Here is a 16361-nt window from a genome sequence, read left to right on the forward strand (position 1 = left end):
TCCTTTATTATTAAAATTTTCTCTCTAAAAGTTTCATGGTTAAAACTTTTAGAGGCTCTGTATTTCCTTCTATTGAACTTAATATCTCTATACATTCCTCAGTTATATTCACGCATTTTTTCTTACACTCTTCTAATCCAAAAATGGTTATATAATTATTTTTATTGCTTTCTTGGTCTTTGTGAACATTCTTCCCTAAATCTTTTGCATTTCCCACTACATCTAATATATCATCTTTTATTTGAAATGCTAAGCCTAACTTATATCCAAAATCCTCTAATTTTTTAATATCTCCCTCTGAAGCTTCTGCTAAAACCGCTCCAGACATTATTGAAGCTTTTATAAGTTCTCCAGTTTTCTTTAAATGCATATAATCTAATTCTTTTAAAGAAATTTCTTCCTTATCTTCATTTATTATATCAACAATTTGACCACCAATCATTCCATCTGATCCTGCTGCATCTGCAATTATTTTAGTTGCCTTTAATGCACTTATTCCTTCTTCTAAAGAATAATCAACTAAAATTTTCATAGCTTCATTTAAAAGAGCATCTCCAGCTAAAACAGCAATAGCTTCTCCAAAAACCTTATGATTTGTAGGTTTTCCTCTTCTTAAATCATCATTGTCCATACATGGTAAATCATCATGTATTAAAGAATAAGTGTGTATCATTTCTATGGCCATTGCAGGTGTTAATATTTTTTTATAATCACTTTTATAAATATAGTAAGATAAAAGCATTAAGATTGGTCTTATTCTTTTTCCTCCTACGTTTATGCTATATGCCATTGAATCATATAAAACTTTATTGTATTCTCTATCTTTATTAAAATAAGCTTTTAAAGATTGATCAACTTCCTCTTTTAAGCTATTAATATTCATTGCTGTATCCTCCAAAGTCTTCCTCTTTTTCATCTTCAACAACCTTTATTTTGCCTTCTAAAGTGCTTAGCTTCTTATATAGTTTATTTACTATTTTAACGCCATTTTCATAGCTTTTTATAGACTCTTCTAAGGTTAAATCTCCATTTTCCAGTTGCTTTACGATTTCATTTAATTCACTAACCATACTTTCATAATTAGTTTCTTTTCTAGCCATTTTATCTCTCTTTGCTCCTTATTCATTAATAATTTTTATATCTATATTAACGGAACCATCCTTCATTATCACTTTTACCATATCGTTCTTTTTTAATTCACTTACTTCGTTAATTACTTTATCTTTTTTATCCATTATTACTGAATACCCTCTTCCTAAGGTGTTTAATGGATTTAAGGTTTGTAATATGCTATTTAAAGCAATAAGTTCATCTTTTGCCTTATCAATTTTTCTTTTTCCTAAAAAGTTTAACTTTTCTTCTAAGGAATTTACTTCTTTTATTCTTTTTTCAATTATATGCTTAGGATTATTACCTTTTAATCCTTTGTGTAATAAATCTACATCTTTCTTTGCATTTAAAAATTTTCTGTCAATAGCTCTATGTAAGAACTCTTTTTTATTTAATAAATCATTTATCATTTCTTGTAATGATGGTGATACTAACTCTCCTGCTGCTGATGGTGTAGGTGCTCTCATATCACTTACAAAATCACTAATAGTAAAATCTACTTCGTGTCCAACAGCTGATACAGTAGGTATTCTACTATTAAATATCTCATATGCTAAGTCTCTATTATTAAAAGTCCAAAGTTCTTCAATAGATCCTCCACCTCTACCTAAGATGATAACATCAACTGATTTCTCATTATTAAAATATCTAATACCCTCAATTATTGAATCTGCTGCATTTTCTCCTTGAACCTTAGCTGGATATAAAATAATATCTAAAGATTTATTTCTTCTTTGTATTACGTTTATTATATCCCTTACTGCTGCTCCAGTCCTTGCTGTAATTATTCCAATTCTCTTAGGGAATTTTGGTAAGGCTCTTTTGTATTTTTCATCAAAAATTCCTTCTTCACTAAGTTCTTTTTTTAATTTATGAAATTCTTCAAAAAGTTCTCCAATTCCTGCTTTTTTAATATTTTCGCAGTAAAGCTGATAAGTTCCTTCTTTATGATAAACACCTAATCTAGCCTTTATTTCTACCTTCATTCCTTCTTCTAGTCTAAAATCTAAATTAACTGCATTATTTTTAAACATAATGCAGTTAACCTTGCTATTTTCATCTTTCAATGAAAAATAAATATGACCACTTGAATGGAATTTTAAATTAGATATTTCACCTTTGACATTAAGATTCTTTAATATAAAGTCATTTTCAACTAACTTTTTAACGTAGTTATTAACTTCACCAACAGATAATGTCTTTAGTTTCATTCTAATCTAACTCCTTACAAACATTTTTTAAAAGAAGAGTCGTAGTTAAAGAACCTACGCCTCCTGGAACTGGTGTAATTAATGATGCCTTTTCATAAACATCATCAAAATTAACATCTCCCGTTATTTTACCATTAACCTCACTAGTTCCTACATCAATAACAACCGCTCCTTCTCTAACATAAGAAGAATCTATGAAATTAGCCCTTCCAATAGCTACTACTAATATGTCAGCTCTCTTACAAACTTCTTTTAAGTTCTTAGTTCTTGAATGACATACTGTTACTGTAGCATTTTCATTTAAAAACATTTGAAAAAGAGGTTTACCAACTATATTACTTCTTCCAATAATAACAACTTCTTTTCCCTCAATTTCAATGTTATAAGCTTTTAAAAGAGTTATTACACTGTTTGGTGTGCATGGCATAAAACACTTCTCACCCTTATAGAATCTACCTACACTTACCTCAGAAAGACAATCTAAGTCTTTATCTGCATCTATTAAATTTGTAACTGCTCTCTCATCAATATGCTTTGGTAAAGGTAATAAAAGCATTATTCCATTTACACTGTCATCTTTATTTAACTCTTCTATCTTAAGTTTCAGATTTTCTTCTGAAATACTTTCATCTAATTTTATCTTCTCAAAGTCTATTCCTAAATTATTAGCTAATTTTTCTTGGAAGTTTTGGTAATATACTGAGCCTCCATCATCCCCAACTAGTATAGACGATATTTTTAAAGACTTTCCAGAAGCTTTTAATTCCTCTGTATAATTCTTAATTTGCCCCTTTATGTCTATAGCCACTGTTTTTCCGCTTAAAATTTTATCCATTACCTGCCCCTCCAAATCTTATAATTCTAGTAAAAATAAATTTAGCCCCTATTGCATATTCTTATATACTTTATCTAAAACTCCATTTATAAATGAAACTGATTTATTATCTGAATATTTTTTACATAATTCAATAGCTTCATTTATTGATACCTTTCCTGGTACATCCTCTGCAAATAATATTTCATATGTAGAAATTCTTAAAATTGATAAGTTAACCTTTGAAATTCTGTTTAATTTCCATTTTACAAGTTGACTTTCTATTAAAGAATCTAACTTTTCCTTATTTTCTTCTATTCCTAATAATCCTGATTTTATGTATGCTAGATCTAAATCATCCTTAGAAATGTCCTCGTTCTCCATAAAAGAATTGAAAGTTTCTAATGCAGTTTCTGAAGTTATTTCCATTTGGTAAGCTAATTGTAATAAATATTCTCTTGATTTTACTCTATTCATTATATCCTCCTATGTTTTGAAAATACTCTATTTAGTATTATTGTCTTAATTTATATTATTAATCATATAGTTAATGATTTAACACAATGAAACACCCTCTGAAATCAGAGGGTGACTACTATTTTTTTAATATTTCATTTTTATCTTCTTCTTTTAAGATAATTATGTTTTGCACATATATGTTCACTAGTGCCACCTTAAGTCCAGTTATAGCTTCAACAGTCCTTCTTACGTTTTCCTGCACTTGAGAAACTACATCAGGGATCTTAATTCCGTATTGAACAGTAACACCAATTTCTATAACTGCTTCACCATTCTCCACATTAACCTTAATGCCCTTACCTAAACTTTTCTTTGAAAATTTATGTCCTATTCCAGTGCTATTATTGTGATTTATCTCAAGTATTCCGTCTATCTCAGATGCAGCTATACCAGCTACGACACCGATAACTTCATCAGATATATTAACTATACCTAAGTTAGCTTCATCTCTATTCATTTCATTCATAAAGCTGAACCCTCCTACTAATCTTCACGAAACTTAATTAGTTATAGGTTCATTATAGCAAATAACTAATTACAATACAATTAATTATTTTTTTTCTATATCAACGTCATATACTTTTGATACATTCATAACTATATCTTGGATTTCAACCATTTTCTCTTGAGTTAACTCTTCATTAGTCTTAACTACAACCTTAGCATTATCACCATCTATAAAACATATTACATCTTCATAACCTTTGCTCTTTATACTAAGTTCTATTCTTGTTTCATAATCTCTTGCCATAGTTTTTTCAGTTAATTCTTTTTCAGCTTCTTCTTTTTGTTCTGCTGAAGTGTTCTTATCTTCTACTATAGCTTTTAAGTTATCGATAGTTTTAGAATCTTTTTGTTCTCTTAAATTTCTTGATTCATAAAAATAATTTGAAGATGTTTCAGTTGCATTGTCATCATTTTCTCCAAAAGCTGTAGGAACTTCTCCCATGCTCTCTTTAATTTGATTGTTAACTCTAGTTGCTAGAACGCCAGTACAAACTATTAATGCTAAAAGTGTTAAAATTATCCCTGCTTGTTTTCTGTTCATAATGAACCCCCCATAAATTTTAATTTTATTTTTTCATTGCTAATACATTTACCTTATCAACACTTATGTTATATAAGCTTGATATCGCTTTTGTTATTTCATACTTTATCTTGCTATCTTCTGCACCTTCAGCCACAACCATGACTCCTAAAACCTCTGGCTTTTCTGTTTTTAATATAACTGGTTCACTTCCATTTGAGCTATTTGACATAACTATTTTATCTCCATCAGTCTCTTGTGAATTAACCCTTGTCCCTCCTTCACTATCAGTTTCTTCTGTAGTGCTTTTTTGAGAAGAATTATCTACAGCTGGTACTTTTACTTCACTGCTTTGAAAGTTTATTACTACATCTACTGATCCTACTCCATTTATTTTTCCTAATATCCTCTCTAAATCTTTTTCTTGTTTTTCTTGATAACTTAAAACTTCTGAATCTTTTTGGCTATTACTATTCATATCCTCTTTTGATACTTTTTCTAAATTAGTTTTCTCACTTTTAGTTATATTGTTTACACCTGTAAAATATGACACAACTAAATAAAACATTATAACTAATAAAAGTAATATTATTAAATTAGTAATATTCTTCTGTTTAAAAAGATTAGCTATTTTCTCCTTTAACTCATGCACCTTTATACCCCCTCCTAGGCATATGAAACAATTATATTTTCATGAGAAATTTCAAGTTCCTTTTCAACAAACTTTTCAATTTTTTCTAAAAAAGAATCCTTTTTCTCTTCTTTATTAACCTTTTCTTTTCCAACAACAACCTTATCTACTTTTTTTACTTTTTTTTCATCTAAAACTGTAATTTCTGCTTTTTCTATATTAAATTTCACTTCATCAAAATCTATTTTCCCAATTAAATTAACCTCAAACTCATTCTCATAGAATTCATCTTTTAATGACTTTTCTAAGTTTTTCTCAACACTTTTTAAAATTGCTTCTTCATCATATAATGACTTTTTTTCCTCATCAGATCTTGTAACATCACTTATTTTTTCCTGAAAAACAGTTTCATCTATATCCTTGTTCATAGTTAAAAGCCCTATTATTGGTGATAGCATTACAGAAAGTATTATTAATGAAAATGCAAATTTAACATGTTTTTTTATTGAAGAATTAGGTAAAATTATATGAGCAATAGATATGATGACTATAACAACACAAAGAGTTGAAATCCAATTTTTTAAAAGTTCCATCTTATTTCTATCCTCCTACTATAAAATTACCTGCTGTAGCCATCATAGATGCCATAATAAAGAACATTATGCTGACACTTATTATGCATGACATTATCATAAATAAGGCTTCTCCAACGGTTTCCACACTGCTAGAAATCTTTGAATCAACAACAGGCTCAATAACCGCTGATGTAAGTTTAAAACATATAGCCATAAGGCCTATTTTTATTATTGGATAAATTACAATTACAACGATAACTATTACTCCCAAAGAAGTTATTACACTTTTCATAGCTAAGGAATATCCTGCTACTGTGGTTATTGCATCTGAAAATGCCTTTCCCACTATAGGCACAAAATTATCTACAGCAAACTTTACTGTTTTTACAGCCACTGCATCTAAGGTATCTGCCGTCATTCCTCTTAAAGTTAATATTCCAACAAATATTGTTAATATAAACCCTTGAGATATCATAACAACCTGTTTTATGAACTTACACATTCTATCTATTTTAAATTCGCTAGAAAGATTATTAACAAACTGTAATGTAAAGTATGCTAATATTAGTGGGAATAAAAAGTATGTGTAAATTCTAGGAGTTATAGAAACTGCCCCTAGTACTATGGGGTCTATGGTAACAGCTGATGTTACTCCCCCTGAGGTAGCTATAAGCATTACAATAACTGGAACAATAACATTCATAAAATCTATAATTGAAGTTAAGACTTCCTTTCCTAAGTTAAGAGATATAAAGAAACTTTTAGTTAAAAGCATTATAAGTAGGGCATAGCAAGCAAAAAATGCTATCTGTGTTACTCCCTCTTCAATATTAAAAGCATCCTGTAAATTTTTAAGTAAGGCACTTAAAAGAGCAATTACTAATATTGAAGCGATAAACTTTAAAACTATGTTAAGTTCTCTAAATATATAACTAAGTATTGAAGCACCTATTTTCTTTAAGGTTATTGGATCTTCTCCACTTTCTAAATAATTCATTATATATTCCTTAGCAGACATATTGCCTAATATATCTTCTTCTGTTTCTAAATTATTTATATAATCATAAAATCTTTCTATTCTTGAGTCATTGTCTATTTTTTCTTTTGAACTCTCTAAGTTATCATTCGCCAAAACTTTTAAGTTAAAGCAAAATACAAAGATAAGAGATAATAATATTATGTTTATCAACTTTTTCATATCTTAGCTCCTACATTATACTTAAAATAGAATTCAAAATATTAGCCATTATTGGTATAGCTAATAATAGAATCATAATTTTTCCTGTAAACTCTACCTTCTTACCTAATACTGTGACCCCTGCATCATTACATATATAACTACAAAAAGTTGAAAGATATGCTATGGCAATAATTTTCATGACTATAGCAATATATGATGAATCCATTCCAGACTCCCTTGCTATATCCTGCATAAATGCTATTATTTCATTAACATAAGGCATTACAAAAAGAAAAATTACTATGCCAGCTCCTAAAAGAAGAAAAACTGCAAAGGTGCTCTTATTATCTTTTAAAACTAGATATAAAAATAAACTTATTAGTACAAAGCTTATTACTTGTATAACTACATCCATATTTCATTTTGCCAGTAATCTTTTGCTTTATTTAGACCTTAGATTACTGTCATAGACACCTCCTTCTCAATGTATTTCATAAATCTATTAAAATAAAAACATAGATTTAACAGAAGAAAATAATCTACTTATAAGTTGAATCATCATGGTAAGTATTATTACTACTCCAACTATATTAGCTAAAGTTGCATACTCCTTTTTACCACTTTGATCAAGAACTTTATCTAGTATAACAAGCACTATACCAACTCCTGCAATCTGAAAAATCAAAGATAAATCCGACATATATGGCCTCCCCCTAAAACTTAACTCTTATTAAATAGTCCAAAAGTAAAATTTCTTTTCTAAAAATCTATTAGACTAAACAAGAAAAATAGCTATCATTGCACCTACTGCAACCCCTAAATACCTATATACCTTAGTATTTTTATTACATTCATCTTCAGCAATCTCTAATTCTATATCTAGCTTTTCCTTTGCTAAATTAAATATCTTAATTTGTCCCTCTACATTGGTTTCTCCTAAAGACTTTGAAAGATCTAATAAAATTTCAAAATCCTTATTCCTTAGATTCATTTCTTTCTTATGTTCATTTATACTTTCTTTAAAAGCCATATATACATTTTCTACTTCATTATTTTTTAATTTAAAAGAAATTTCATTAAATAATTCTTTTATTGGGCTTTTAGCTTTTAAAGCTATACTCTCTATACTCTCTGGTAAAGGAGTGTAAGTATAAACAATATCATTTTCAAAATCTATTAAAGCTCTTTTTAACTCTCTAAGTTGGGAAAGTCTATTTCTAAATCCTTCTCCATACAGGTATCCAATTAAAGAACTAAGTAGAACTATAATAAGCAGAAAAAAAACTTTCATTTCCTCCTCCTATTAAAGATAACTTTTCTAGTAGATTTGTTATTTTTATACCTTTTATTAATTCTAATAAATTCAGTAGCACCAATTGAAAATAGGTATCTTATTTTTCATAACCTACTAGAAAATTTAAAGATAATTTTATTATGTTAAACATTATATATACCCTCAATTGTTCCAATTCCTTTTTTACCACTAAGAACTACAACTTTATTTATTATATTATTTTCAACAATCTCCCTAAAAACAGGTCTTCTATACAATTCTTCAACATTTCTTCCATGCAGGGTAGCTATAATACTAACTCCAGAATTATATGCCATCATTAATCCTTCCATATCTTTATAAGTTCCAATTTCATCACATATAATAACCTCTGGAGAAAGCCCTCTTACAGCCATCATCATACCTTCACTTTTTATACAGTTATCATATACATCAGTTCTCATTCCTACATTCATTTGGGGAATTCCATTGTAACAAGCAGCTATTTCGCTTCTTTCATCAATTACAACTGTTCTCTTTCCCTTAAAACCAATTTGAGAAATTCCATTAGATATATTTCTTGTAATATCTCTTAAAAGTGTGGTTTTTCCACATTTAGGTGGAGATATTATTAAAGTATTATTTACCCTGTTATTTTCTACTAAGCTATTCATTAAACTATTTGAACAGCCTACTATTTCTCTACAAACTCTAATATTTAAAGAAGTTATATTTCTAATAGTTTTAATAGAATTATCTTCTATTACACATTGACCTGCTAATCCAACTCTATGCCCTCCTTGGATAGTTATATATCCTTGTCTTATATCTTCCTCAAAGGCATATAAAGAGTAGTTACTTATTTTTTGAATTATGGCTTTAACATCCTCTCTCCTTATTACATAGTTAAAAATTGTTTCTGTATTATCTAAAACTATGTTAAGAGGCTTTCCAACCTTAACTCTAATTTCTTGTAATTTATTTAAATTACTTTTATCTTTTAAACAAGAATTTATCTTATCTGGTAATACATCAAATATTTCTTTCAAAGTACCTCCTCTCCTTTCTATTTAAATCTATTACTTTACATAAGAAATTATTCTAATTATTTTTAAAATAATAAATCTTTTTTGGAGACCTCTTCTTCTCTTCTATTTAAATTTATTACTTTACATAAAAAACTATTCTAAGTATTTTCTAATTTTGAGCAAAAAAATAAACTGTACCTTTTATAAGGCACAGTTTATTAAACTTCAAATTCATTTCCACAATAAGGACAAGGTATACTTTCAGATCTGTTTAATATATCTTTTTCTATGTATATAGGCTTATGACATTTATCACAAACTACTTCACAGTATTCATCATCATATTCTTCAAGCTCTTCTAAAGTTAGCTCTTCAAAAAGTTCATCCTGTACTCCACTTAAATCATCATTTAGTAGATTTACATTTTCATCTAAAGTTTCAACATTAACTTGTAACTCTTCAATCTTATCAACTAAAGATGAAATTACATTAAGTAAGGAATCCTTAAATTCTTTATCTAACTCAGTGTTTTTATCCATAGCTTTAAGTAAGTTGCTAATGTTATTTTTAATATCCTTCACTGAAATCACTTCCTTATATTAAATATGCTAAGCTTTTTAAGCTTAGCATAAATTTATTTTTATCTATATTCACTAGATAAATTTGACTTAAATACATTTAAATCAAGTTTTTATTAAACTCTTTCCATGTACTCGCCAGTTCTAGTATCTATTCTTATAGTGTTTCCTTCTTCAACGAACATAGGAACCATAACTGTTGCACCAGTTTCAACAACTGCAGTTTTCATAGCTGTAGTAGCAGTGTTTCCTTTAACACTTGGCTCACACTCAGTGATTAATAACTCAACAAAGTTTGGAGCTTCTACTGAGAAAGCTTCTCCTTTGTAGAATTTGATTACAGCGTTCATGTTTTCTTTTAAGAATTTTATAGCATCTTCAACTTTTTCATGGTTTAAAGGAATTTGCTCGAAAGTTTCTTGATCCATGAAGTAGTATAATTCTCCATCTGAGTAAAGGTATTGCATTTCTTTTCTTTCGATTATAGCTTCTTGTAATTTATCAGTTGGGTTGAAAGTTCTGTCTGTAACACCACCCATTATAACGTTTCTTAATTTAGTTCTAACGAAAGCAGCACCTTTTCCTGGTTTAACGTGTAAGAAGTCTATAACTGTGTATACTTGTCCATCCAGTTCAAAAGTAGTTCCTTTTCTTAAATCACTTCCTGATATCATTAAGTATCCCTCCAAAATCTATTAATTCATTTTATATTATAACCCTTTAAGATAAATTAATACCCTCTAGAGTTACCTTGTTACTTATTTACTATTTAAAGTGTAAAACAACAATCATATTTTATCAAAAGCTAATAATAAATGCAATTATTTTCATTAAATTTACAAGACTATACAACCTTAAGATCCAAAAAACACCTTAATTCTTCTGATTTTTCTATTTTATAATTTTTTATATTAATATTATTATTTTTTAATAAGTTAACATAATTACTTAAATCCTCTAAAGAGCCTGTAAATAAAACTTTACCTATCCATCCCTCTTTATATTCTAATTGTAAAACAGTACAATCCTTATTTTCTATATTTTTTAATACTGTATTTAAATCCATTTCTCCTATAGAGTTTGTTAAAACTGGAATTTCATAATTTCTTAATTGAAAAAGCTCTATACCTTGTACTAATAGTATAACTATAAAAATAGTAGCTAAAGTTACATCTAATTTTAATTTTTTCACCTTAATTCTCCTTTTAATCTATAAGTATTATTAGATTCATTTAAACTTATATCATAAACTCTTCCATTAATTTTATTAATATAATTAATAAGAGAATTTTTATAAATACTATTTACTTCTACTTCAAAACTTTTTCTCTCTAGACTTAAATTTAATATCTTTTCATCTTTAATTATTTCCTTTAACTTATTTATATCTTCTAAAAATTCCTTGTCTAAAGATCTTTCCCTATTAACTCCCTTTATTTCACTTAAATAATTTTTTATTTTATTATTTTCAGTCTTAATTTTCCCATAAAAAAATAGATTAAATAATAATAAAAGCAATATGTATATATTTAGCTTTTTCTTTATTTTTCTGTTATACTCCTCTACATATTCAATTGGTAAAAAATTTTTATATTTTTTGATATAAATTCTCCTCACCTCTAATCTCATTTAATTTTAAACCTTTAAACCATTCTTTTATTTCTTCCTTTAAATACTCTTTCTGAATTTTAAAAGTAAAGTCTTTTAAAGATACTCCAAAATCCTTTTCTAAACCTTTAAGACTTTCCTCTATTACTTCAATAATATTAGAATCTTTTACACTCTTTAATAAAACTAGTTTACCTTTTATATAAATACTTATTTTTAAATTTTTAAGTTCAAAAGTAGCTTTCTTAAAAGATAATATATTCTTATTTTTAAGTTCAGGAAATGTTAAAGCAAAATCCTTTCTTTCATATAATAAACTTTTAAATCTTTCATCACATCCAATAAAATACACTATTAAAAATAAACTTTTCTTATATTTTAATACCTCATAATGAACTAAGGGTGTGTAATTAAAAAATCTATCTCTTATAAGCTGTTCTATTTTTTCTTCAATATTACACTTTTTATCAACTCTAAGTGTTTCTATAAATATCTTTTCATTTAAAAGAATAATTTTTACTCTCTTATCCTTCAACTCCTTAAGTTTTGAAATATCATTTGTATCATTAATTACTAAGGTCTTTATTAACAAACTCATAATTTCCCCTTTTTGACAAGATAATATCATCATTTCTAAAATCTATACCATAATAAGTATCCTTAAAAACTCCGCTTATCTTATCTTTACTTTTAATATGTATAGCTTTTTTATCCTCAATATAAGTTGCATTCATATTATTTAAAGTAAAATCTAACTTATTAATATTATCTATATTTAAAATTTTTTCTTTTAACATGTACTTTAAAAACTGTTCCTCTGAATTATTTTTATCTATATTAGAACTTATTATTTTAAAACTTCTATCAAGTTCCTTTCTCCTTTGAAATGAATTATCCATAAGTATAGTAACTATCATGCTACAAATTAGTGAAACTAACATAACTTCTATAGACACAAAACCTTTACGCCTTTTCATAACAATAGATCCTCTCCTCTTGATTTTTAACCTTTAATTTTATATAAAATAAATTTCCTTTTTCCATCAAATCAAATTTTTCAACATCTTCTATGAGTGCAGGTGAGTAATTTCGTCCATATCCTGTATAATTATAATAAACATATAGTTTATTTTTTATTTTCTCTATTTTATCTTCTGCTACTATACCATCTCTCCAAAATTTCACTAAAATATAGTTTTTATCTTTATTTATCTTTATATTTTCAACCATATTATCCCAAAACCTGTGATTTAAGTACATCTCTGCATCCAACAAGTAGTTTAATTCTTTCTCTTTTGGAATAAACCTCTTATATTCCTTAACATAAAAAATCAAATTCTTTGTTAAACTTAAGGTTATGATTCCTAAAGCACCTAAATAAATACATAGTTCAATTAATAAATATGCTTTTCTTCTTCTTTTTGCGGTGGATTTTCTAAGTTTTGAAAGGATTTTTCTAAAAATTTGTATATTTTCACCTCCTTATTTTCACTTATATATGGTTTTTCATTTTTATAAATTATATTAATAATACTTTCATATTGATCAAAGTGGCTTATATTAATAGTCCATCCCAAATCATTATGATTTTTATTATGTAATATTAAATTTTTTCTAAGAAATTCTTTAATATCACTATTTATTAAGTCATTTATCTTTAAACTACTTATTTTATATGTTCCACTATTAATACTTCTTAAATCTTCAAAGGATATATTGTGTTTTAGCTCCATAGCCAAAGAATTAATAATTTCTGCTACTTTTATTTTTTCTTTAATATAATAGTTGTTTTTAATATAAGTGCTATAACTTTTTCCTATTCCTAAGAAAAGTATTGATATTAATGCTAATGCTAAAACCATATCTACTAGTAAATATCCTTTCTTTTTATTAATCTTATCTTCCATAGCTATATTTCCTCATAAATCACTTAACATTAATTTTCCATATGCCTGGAACTATGGTTATTTCTCTTCGCTTATTATTTTTATCAATTATTGTTATAGTTCCAGATATACTGATCATCCCAGTCTCATTTATAGTAATTAAATTATCTCTATTAAAACTTACTTTAACTTCATTTAACTTTAAAGAGGTAGTTCTAAGAGCATTTTCATAAATTAATTTATTGTCTAAAATATCAAAAATTATTTCTCCATATAAATTATCTTTCTTAGATAACTGTTTTGCTTCCATTAAAAAATCATGAATCTTACTTATTTCTCCTTCAACTTTTAATTCATACCCCCTATCTTTTATAATCATAAATGATGTTGGTATTGCTAAAATAAGAGAAGTTATTGCCAGGTATATTATTACTTCGCTAAGGGTAAATCCTTTTCTTTTCCTATACATATTTCATGCCCTCAAAGGTCGGTACTAAAACTAAAAGCATCATAGCTGAAATAACAAAACCTAATATAATAAACATTGCTGGCTCTATTTTCCCAACAGTTTTATTTAGTGCCCTATCAAAATCTTTTTCTCTTATTTTTAAAAGCTCTTCAATATTTTTACTAAACAATCCACTTTCTTCTCCTGTTATTAAAAATCCCTTTGATACATGAGAAATAACATTTATTTTCCATATACTACTGCTTAAAGTAGTCCCTTTTATTAATTCTTCATTTATGCTTTTAATATATTTTCTAAGCTTTACATCACTTAAGCTTTCTCCAAATACACTTAAAGAATTATTTAGGGATATTCCACTATTTAATATCATGCTTATTAAAAATAATATTCTAATTTCATAATACATTCTGTATACTTCTATCTTTTCTAAGATTTTTTCAGAGGGTATTACTTTAAAGAATAGATAAAGCGAAATTAATACACAGGAAAAATAGCAAAAAACTATTACTTCAACATTAGGATTTTCTTCTACAAAGTTAATATAATTATTTAATAAAGTCATAATTTTAGAACCTTCAATTCCCCTTAACTCATACATATCTACAAACTGTGGCAAAATATAAGTTACATAACCAAAAATCATAATAATTAAACCTATAAGAAGTGAAATTGGATATCTAAGAGATTTAATAATTTTATTCTTTATTTCCTTTTCAGCTAATATATTTCTAGCACACTTTTCTAAAACCTCTTCTAAGTTTCCACTTTCTTCTCCAATCTTCATCATATCCTTCATTAAATCTGGATATAAGTTACCTTCCTCTTTAAAAGCCTTTGATAAAGCTTCTCCATTTAAAACCTTTTTCTCAATTCTCTTTAGGGATTCTTTGTATTTTTTATCTTTTACAGTATTCTTTATTAAGTCTAATGATCGTCCTATAGGCATTCCTGATTTTACATATGTGCTTAAATTTAAGCATATGTATGAAGCTTCATCTTTAAACCCAAACATCTAACCCCTCACATTCTTTTAATAAGTAATATTCTTCTAAAGATATTTCTCCCTTTTTAACTAAGGTAAAACATGCCTTTAATAGTTCTTCTCCCCAAGTAATATCCTCTGTACTTTTATATTCTCTTGGAAATATAATTTCACAAATTGCTTTTCTTCCATTATTACCTGTCCAATTACACATTTCACATCCAGTTCCCTTATAGTAAGCTTTTAAACTTAACTCTTCCCCTTTTAATTTCTCAACTAGTTCATTTTTAAGCTCTATCTTCACTTTACACTTTTCACAAATTTTTCTTACTAATCTTTGAGTTATTATTGAACTTACTCCTTCCTTTACTAAATATCCTTCTACTCCCATATCTAATAATCTATTAAAAACTTCATTACCACTGTTAGCGTGTATTGTTGAATATACTTTATGCCCTGTTATAGAAGCTCTTATGGCAATTTTAGCCGTTTCCTCATCTCTTATTTCTCCAATTAATATAACATCAGGGTCCTGTCTTAATATATGCTTTAATCCATTAGCAAAGGTTAATCCAACCTTATCATTAACATTTGTTTGAGTTATTCCTTCTATGGTAAACTCAACGGGATCTTCTATGGTACTTATATTTATCCCTTCCTTATCTATTGAATTTAATAATGCATATAGAGTTGTTGATTTTCCACTTCCTGTAGGACCATTTATAACTACCATTCCATGTTTTAATTTTAAAAGTTTATTTATTTTATTCTTTTGATCTTCCATTAAACTCAAATTATCAATATTCATAAACTCATTTTTCTTATATAAAATTCTAACTACTAACTTTTCACCAAAAGTACTTGGAATACTTGATATTCTTAAGTCACAATCATATCCATAATTTTTAAATGACACCTTCCCATCTTGGCATCTTAATTTATCGCTTATATCCATATCAGCTTTTAACTTTATCTTATTGACTAAATTTTCATAAAGATTTTTCTTTATTCTCTTAACTAAAACTAAAGTTCCATCTATTCTAAAGCGAATGTTAGCATATTCTTCTAAGGGTTCAATATGAATATCACTAGTATTTTTTTCTATACCTAAAGATATAAGACTTATTAATTCTTCCTCAATAAATTTATCCTTAGAAAAACTTTTTCCACCATAACAATCTTCAATTAAAATTTCTATTTCATCCTTATTTCCAATTACAAAGTTTATTTCTTTTTCTCTAAATAATAAGGATAAATACTCCCTTTTCTTTGATTCTTCCTTACTTGTATAAAAAAATATCTTACCTGAACTTTCTTTTAAGGCAATTAAATTCATCTCTAAAGCTGTATTCTTAGATATATTCTCCATTAGCTTCATATCTATATCTTTAATGGTATATTTCATATATCAACCTCCTCATCAGTAATAATTGACAAGGCATTTCTTTTTTAAACAAAAAAATTCTAGAT

At 26.9% G+C, this 16361-nt stretch carries 25 protein-coding genes; all 25 read right to left on the minus strand.

What is annotated here, in order from left to right; all coding sequences use genetic code 11:
- Positions 1–10: 10 nt before the first annotated feature.
- Complete coding sequence (locus CPF_RS10085; RefSeq protein WP_003458680.1) at positions 11–883, minus strand: polyprenyl synthetase family protein; 873 nt, start codon at positions 881–883, stop codon at positions 11–13.
- Complete coding sequence (locus CPF_RS10090; protein ID WP_003451121.1) at positions 873–1100, minus strand: exodeoxyribonuclease VII small subunit; 228 nt, start codon at positions 1098–1100, stop codon at positions 873–875. Before CPF_RS10090 ends, CPF_RS10085 begins: the two co-directional genes overlap by 11 nt.
- 18 nt (positions 1101–1118) lie before the next feature.
- The gene (gene xseA, locus CPF_RS10095) at positions 1119–2321 is read right to left on the minus strand and encodes an exodeoxyribonuclease VII large subunit (protein WP_003458744.1); all 1203 of its coding nucleotides are present in this window, start codon (positions 2319–2321) and stop codon (positions 1119–1121) included.
- A 1-nt stretch (position 2322) separates the two neighbouring features.
- On the minus strand, positions 2323–3156 hold the full coding sequence (locus CPF_RS10100) for a bifunctional methylenetetrahydrofolate dehydrogenase/methenyltetrahydrofolate cyclohydrolase (RefSeq protein ID WP_011590961.1): 834 nt from the start codon (positions 3154–3156) through the stop codon (positions 2323–2325).
- Positions 3157–3204: 48 nt separating this feature from the next.
- Positions 3205–3612, minus strand: a complete 408-nt coding sequence (nusB, locus tag CPF_RS10105) for a transcription antitermination factor NusB (RefSeq protein WP_003451187.1) — start codon at positions 3610–3612, stop codon at positions 3205–3207.
- 118 nt (positions 3613–3730) lie between these two features.
- Positions 3731–4120, minus strand: a complete 390-nt coding sequence (locus CPF_RS10110) for an Asp23/Gls24 family envelope stress response protein (protein WP_003451410.1) — start codon at positions 4118–4120, stop codon at positions 3731–3733.
- A gap of 84 nt (positions 4121–4204) precedes the next feature.
- Positions 4205–4702 (minus strand): SpoIIIAH-like family protein, encoded by a 498-nt coding sequence (locus CPF_RS10115; protein ID WP_003451536.1) that lies wholly within the window; start codon positions 4700–4702, stop codon positions 4205–4207.
- A gap of 25 nt (positions 4703–4727) precedes the next feature.
- Entirely contained in the window at positions 4728–5333 is a 606-nt protein-coding gene (gene spoIIIAG / locus CPF_RS10120) for a stage III sporulation protein AG (protein WP_003451336.1), read from the minus strand.
- Between the two features lie 14 nt (positions 5334–5347).
- Positions 5348–5905: a stage III sporulation protein AF gene (gene spoIIIAF, locus CPF_RS10125; protein WP_003468981.1), complete on the minus strand. Its 558-nt coding sequence runs from the start codon at positions 5903–5905 to the stop codon at positions 5348–5350.
- 7 nt (positions 5906–5912) lie between these two features.
- Positions 5913–7085, minus strand: a complete 1173-nt coding sequence (gene spoIIIAE, locus CPF_RS10130) for a stage III sporulation protein AE (protein ID WP_003458684.1) — start codon at positions 7083–7085, stop codon at positions 5913–5915.
- 10 nt (positions 7086–7095) lie between these two features.
- Positions 7096–7482, minus strand: a complete 387-nt coding sequence (gene spoIIIAD, locus CPF_RS10135; RefSeq protein WP_003451406.1) for a stage III sporulation protein AD — start codon at positions 7480–7482, stop codon at positions 7096–7098.
- A gap of 87 nt (positions 7483–7569) precedes the next feature.
- The gene (spoIIIAC, locus tag CPF_RS10140; RefSeq protein ID WP_003451671.1) at positions 7570–7767 is read right to left on the minus strand and encodes a stage III sporulation protein AC; all 198 of its coding nucleotides are present in this window, start codon (positions 7765–7767) and stop codon (positions 7570–7572) included.
- A 75-nt stretch (positions 7768–7842) separates the two neighbouring features.
- Positions 7843–8358: a stage III sporulation protein SpoIIIAB gene (gene spoIIIAB, locus CPF_RS10145; protein ID WP_003458670.1), complete on the minus strand. Its 516-nt coding sequence runs from the start codon at positions 8356–8358 to the stop codon at positions 7843–7845.
- 146 nt (positions 8359–8504) lie between these two features.
- Entirely contained in the window at positions 8505–9389 is an 885-nt protein-coding gene (gene spoIIIAA / locus CPF_RS10150; RefSeq protein WP_003451516.1) for a stage III sporulation protein AA, read from the minus strand.
- A gap of 197 nt (positions 9390–9586) precedes the next feature.
- Positions 9587–9949 carry a CD1247 N-terminal domain-containing protein gene (locus CPF_RS10155; RefSeq protein WP_003458718.1) on the minus strand — a complete coding sequence of 121 codons (363 nt, stop codon included), beginning with the start codon at positions 9947–9949 and terminating at the stop codon, positions 9587–9589.
- Between the two features lie 113 nt (positions 9950–10062).
- Positions 10063–10620 (minus strand): elongation factor P, encoded by a 558-nt coding sequence (efp, locus tag CPF_RS10160; protein WP_003451649.1) that lies wholly within the window; start codon positions 10618–10620, stop codon positions 10063–10065.
- 170 nt (positions 10621–10790) lie between these two features.
- Positions 10791–11138, minus strand: a complete 348-nt coding sequence (locus CPF_RS10165; protein ID WP_011590962.1) for a hypothetical protein — start codon at positions 11136–11138, stop codon at positions 10791–10793.
- A complete protein-coding gene (locus tag CPF_RS10170; protein WP_003481876.1) occupies positions 11135–11575 on the minus strand; it encodes a hypothetical protein in 441 nt (146 codons plus the stop codon). Before CPF_RS10170 ends, CPF_RS10165 begins: the two co-directional genes overlap by 4 nt.
- Entirely contained in the window at positions 11535–12146 is a 612-nt protein-coding gene (locus tag CPF_RS10175) for a hypothetical protein (RefSeq protein WP_003458726.1), read from the minus strand. Before CPF_RS10175 ends, CPF_RS10170 begins: the two co-directional genes overlap by 41 nt.
- Positions 12121–12531: a hypothetical protein gene (locus CPF_RS10180; protein WP_011590964.1), complete on the minus strand. Its 411-nt coding sequence runs from the start codon at positions 12529–12531 to the stop codon at positions 12121–12123. The genes CPF_RS10175 and CPF_RS10180 overlap by 26 nt, the downstream gene beginning before the upstream one ends.
- Complete coding sequence (locus CPF_RS10185; protein ID WP_233419454.1) at positions 12518–12829, minus strand: hypothetical protein; 312 nt, start codon at positions 12827–12829, stop codon at positions 12518–12520. The genes CPF_RS10180 and CPF_RS10185 overlap by 14 nt, the downstream gene beginning before the upstream one ends.
- A gap of 119 nt (positions 12830–12948) precedes the next feature.
- The gene (locus tag CPF_RS10190; protein WP_003458656.1) at positions 12949–13461 is read right to left on the minus strand and encodes a type II secretion system protein; all 513 of its coding nucleotides are present in this window, start codon (positions 13459–13461) and stop codon (positions 12949–12951) included.
- Positions 13462–13480: 19 nt separating this feature from the next.
- Positions 13481–13909 carry a prepilin-type N-terminal cleavage/methylation domain-containing protein gene (locus CPF_RS10195; protein ID WP_003458702.1) on the minus strand — a complete coding sequence of 143 codons (429 nt, stop codon included), beginning with the start codon at positions 13907–13909 and terminating at the stop codon, positions 13481–13483.
- The gene (locus CPF_RS10200; protein WP_011590966.1) at positions 13902–14921 is read right to left on the minus strand and encodes a type II secretion system F family protein; all 1020 of its coding nucleotides are present in this window, start codon (positions 14919–14921) and stop codon (positions 13902–13904) included. The genes CPF_RS10195 and CPF_RS10200 overlap by 8 nt, the downstream gene beginning before the upstream one ends.
- The gene (locus CPF_RS10205; RefSeq protein WP_003458669.1) at positions 14908–16296 is read right to left on the minus strand and encodes a GspE/PulE family protein; all 1389 of its coding nucleotides are present in this window, start codon (positions 16294–16296) and stop codon (positions 14908–14910) included. Before CPF_RS10205 ends, CPF_RS10200 begins: the two co-directional genes overlap by 14 nt.
- Positions 16297–16361 lie beyond the last annotated feature (65 nt).

Source organism: Clostridium perfringens ATCC 13124 (assembly GCF_000013285.1).
GTDB lineage: Bacteria > Bacillota > Clostridia > Clostridiales > Clostridiaceae > Sarcina > Sarcina perfringens.

Excerpts from the sequence above, each read along its gene's own strand:
- CPF_RS10090 (WP_003451121.1), bottom strand. The coding sequence starts at position 1,100 with ATGGCTAGAAAAGAAACTAATTATGAAAGTATGGTTAGTGAATTAAAT.
- CPF_RS10110 (WP_003451410.1), bottom strand. The coding sequence starts at position 4,120 with ATGAATGAAATGAATAGAGATGAAGCTAACTTAGGTATAGTTAATATA.
- efp (WP_003451649.1), bottom strand. The coding sequence starts at position 10,620 with ATGATATCAGGAAGTGATTTAAGAAAAGGAACTACTTTTGAACTGGAT.
- CPF_RS10085 (WP_003458680.1), bottom strand. The coding sequence starts at position 883 with ATGAATATTAATAGCTTAAAAGAGGAAGTTGATCAATCTTTAAAAGCT.
- CPF_RS10205 (WP_003458669.1), bottom strand. The coding sequence starts at position 16,296 with ATGAAATATACCATTAAAGATATAGATATGAAGCTAATGGAGAATATA.
- CPF_RS10190 (WP_003458656.1), bottom strand. The coding sequence starts at position 13,461 with ATGGAAGATAAGATTAATAAAAAGAAAGGATATTTACTAGTAGATATG.
- spoIIIAF (WP_003468981.1), bottom strand. The coding sequence starts at position 5,905 with ATGGAACTTTTAAAAAATTGGATTTCAACTCTTTGTGTTGTTATAGTC.
- spoIIIAE (WP_003458684.1), bottom strand. The coding sequence starts at position 7,085 with ATGAAAAAGTTGATAAACATAATATTATTATCTCTTATCTTTGTATTT.
- CPF_RS10200 (WP_011590966.1), bottom strand. The coding sequence starts at position 14,921 with ATGTTTGGGTTTAAAGATGAAGCTTCATACATATGCTTAAATTTAAGC.
- CPF_RS10180 (WP_011590964.1), bottom strand. The coding sequence starts at position 12,531 with ATGAAAAGGCGTAAAGGTTTTGTGTCTATAGAAGTTATGTTAGTTTCA.
- nusB (WP_003451187.1), bottom strand. The coding sequence starts at position 3,612 with ATGAATAGAGTAAAATCAAGAGAATATTTATTACAATTAGCTTACCAA.
- spoIIIAB (WP_003458670.1), bottom strand. The coding sequence starts at position 8,358 with ATGAAAGTTTTTTTTCTGCTTATTATAGTTCTACTTAGTTCTTTAATT.
- spoIIIAD (WP_003451406.1), bottom strand. The coding sequence starts at position 7,482 with ATGGATGTAGTTATACAAGTAATAAGCTTTGTACTAATAAGTTTATTT.
- xseA (WP_003458744.1), bottom strand. The coding sequence starts at position 2,321 with ATGAAACTAAAGACATTATCTGTTGGTGAAGTTAATAACTACGTTAAA.
- CPF_RS10170 (WP_003481876.1), bottom strand. The coding sequence starts at position 11,575 with ATGAGATTAGAGGTGAGGAGAATTTATATCAAAAAATATAAAAATTTT.
- CPF_RS10100 (WP_011590961.1), bottom strand. The coding sequence starts at position 3,156 with ATGGATAAAATTTTAAGCGGAAAAACAGTGGCTATAGACATAAAGGGG.
- spoIIIAC (WP_003451671.1), bottom strand. The coding sequence starts at position 7,767 with ATGTCGGATTTATCTTTGATTTTTCAGATTGCAGGAGTTGGTATAGTG.
- CPF_RS10115 (WP_003451536.1), bottom strand. The coding sequence starts at position 4,702 with ATGAACAGAAAACAAGCAGGGATAATTTTAACACTTTTAGCATTAATA.
- CPF_RS10195 (WP_003458702.1), bottom strand. The coding sequence starts at position 13,909 with ATGTATAGGAAAAGAAAAGGATTTACCCTTAGCGAAGTAATAATATAC.